Below are 2,251 nucleotides of genomic sequence, written 5' to 3'. Positions count from 1 at the left end.
GCGAGCGCGCGGCGGGGAAGTTCACCCGGGCCGCCGAGATGTTCCTGACCAGGGCGGGCTTCGAGCAGGCCTCCCCCGAGGTCGTCGCGCGGCACCGGGCCGCTCGGTTCCCCGCGGGCCACGTCGCGGACCTCTGCTGCGGGATCGGTGGGGACCTGCTCGCGCTCGCGCCGGGGCGCCGCGCCCTCGCCGTCGACCTCGATCCGGTGCACCTGTGGATGGCGCGGCACAACGCCGAGGTCTACGGCGGCGCCGTCGAGACGTCCGGGTCCGACGTCCGCACGGTCGACCTCACCGCCTTCGACGCCGTGTTCGTCGACCCCGCCCGACGCACGGCGGGCGGGCGGATGCGGACCGGGGACAGCGAGCCGCCGCTGGACTGGTGCCTCGACCTGCCCGTCCCGGTCGCGGTCAAGGCCGCGCCGGGGATCGACCGCACCCTCGTGCCGTCCGGGTGGGAGCAGGAGTTCGTGGCGGTGGACCGGGACCTCAAGGAGGCCGTGCTGTGGTCCCCCGCGCTGGCCACCGCGGGCGTGAGGGCCACGATCCTGCCCGCCGGGGAGACGCTCGTCGCGCAGGACGGGGACCCGGTCGCGGTGCGCGACCCCGGGCCGTGGCTGCTGGATCCCAACCCCGCCGTGACGAGGGCGGGTGCGGTCGAGGAGCTCGCCCGCCGGATCGGCGCCTGGAAGATCGACGAGCGGATCGCCTTCCTCTGCACCGACGACCCGGTCACCACCCCGTTCGCCCGGACGCTGCGCGTCGTCGACTCCGGGCCGTGGGACCAGAAGCGGCTGCCGCGCAGGCTCGCCGAGCTCGACGTCGGCGCCGTCGACATCCGCCGCCGGGGCCTGGCCGGGGACGTCGACGCGCTGCACCGCAGGCTCAAGCTGCGCGGCTCCCGCCGGGTCACCCTGGTGATGACCCGGGTGCGGGACAGGCCCTGGGGGCTGGTGTGCGAGGAGCCGTGAAACGGTCAGGGCCCCGACCTGGTGGTCGGGGCCCTGTCCTCCAGGGTGGAGGTGCCGGGAATCGAACCCGGGTCCTCCTTTGCTTCGCGAGGCATTCTCCGTGCGCAGTCCGCTGTGTCTCTACTCGGATCCCCCGGTCTCACGAACAAGCCGGTGTGACGATCCCAGCCGCTGTGTGATGTTCCGTCAGGCCCCGACGGCCGAGTCTGACGGTGAGTCCCCTAGCTGATGCCGGACACCGGAGCGGGAACACCCCCGGGCCGACAGCTCCTCAGTGGATCAGGCAGCGAGCGCGAAGTCCGAGGACTTCGCGTCGGCCAGAGCCGGAGCAGTGCGACTCTCGTCGGCACTTATTTTTTTGCGACGTCTGGTTAACGAGATCATCGTCGCCTTCCTCGGCACGCTTCTCCTCGGTCTGCTTCAGGAGTCGAAACCGTTCACCCCCTCGCGGCCCGACGTTCGGGCCGTCGCCAAGCATAACGCCCACCGGGCGCCCGCATCATCCCGATTCGGCGTCGTACCGGTCGCGTGCCGCCAACACCTCGTCGACGTGCGCCTCGGCCCAGTCCTTGACGGCCAGGACCGCACGGTGCAGGCCTTCTCCGAGCGAGGTCAGGCGGTAGTCGACCCGCACCGGGACGCTCGGCGTGACCTCGCGCTCGACCAGCCCGTCCCGCTCCAGCGCCCGCAGGGTCTGCGTGAGCATCTTGGGGCTCACCCCAGCGACCTTGCGGCCGAGCTCGGAGTAGCGCTTCGGCCCGTCGGACAGCGCCGCGAGCAGCAGCGCCACCCACCTGTCGCTGATCCGCTCCAGGACGAGACGGGACGGGCACCCGACCAGGAACACGTCGTAGGACGCCCGGTCCGCGTCCCGGCGCTCGGCCGCCGTCGTGGTCGCCATGGCTCTCCTCCCGGTCGGTTACGCACTCTCAGGTGCCTACTACCCAGTGGAGAGTAGCTCTCCTAGCGTTCGTGGGGTAGGGCGAAGCCGACGGAGGAGAAGGCCATGAAGACAGTCGTGTACCGCGAGTTCGGCGGGCCGCAGGTGCTCGAGGTCGCGGAGCGGCCGGTGCCCGAGCCCGGTCCGGGCGAGGTGCGGGTCGCGGTGGCGGCCGCGGCGGTGAGCCCGACCGACCCGATGACGCTGGCCGGGATCGCCGTGCAGGCCGGGCTGGCGCCCGCGCCGGAGGGTGCCTGGGAGCGCGGACTGGGCTGGGACGTCGCGGGCCGGGTGGACGCGGTCGGCCCGGGCGTCGACCTCGTCCCCGGCACCGAGGTGG

The 2,251-nt window shown here is 72.9% G+C and carries 3 protein-coding genes and 1 other RNA gene; 2 read left to right on the top strand and 2 right to left on the bottom strand.

The features are described 5' to 3' along the window. On the top strand, window positions 1–971 hold a 971-nt coding region (locus H5J29_RS29760; RefSeq protein ID WP_181784288.1), incomplete at its 5' end, for a THUMP-like domain-containing protein. 43 nt (window positions 972–1,014) lie between these two features. On the opposite strand, the gene ssrA is transcribed toward H5J29_RS29760, so the two are convergent. Together ssrA and H5J29_RS29750 are read right to left on the bottom strand one after the other, a co-directional pair. After that, window positions 1,015–1,416: a transfer-messenger RNA gene (gene ssrA / locus H5J29_RS29755) on the bottom strand. Between the two features lie 54 nt (window positions 1,417–1,470). Then, window positions 1,471–1,872 (bottom strand): winged helix-turn-helix transcriptional regulator, encoded by a 402-nt coding sequence (locus H5J29_RS29750; protein ID WP_181784287.1) that lies wholly within the window; start codon window positions 1,870–1,872, stop codon window positions 1,471–1,473. 105 nt (window positions 1,873–1,977) lie between these two features. Between H5J29_RS29750 and H5J29_RS29745 the strand changes: the two genes are divergently transcribed. Next, a partial coding sequence (locus tag H5J29_RS29745; RefSeq protein ID WP_376768592.1) for an alcohol dehydrogenase catalytic domain-containing protein occupies window positions 1,978–2,251 on the top strand: 274 nt, incomplete at its 3' end.

It is taken from the genome of Pseudonocardia pini, from assembly GCF_013870575.1.
GTDB classification, from domain to species: Bacteria; Actinomycetota; Actinomycetes; order Mycobacteriales; family Pseudonocardiaceae; genus Pseudonocardia; species Pseudonocardia pini.
Note: the sequence above shows the minus strand (reverse complement) of the source record. Positions and strands in the feature narration are given on the sequence as shown.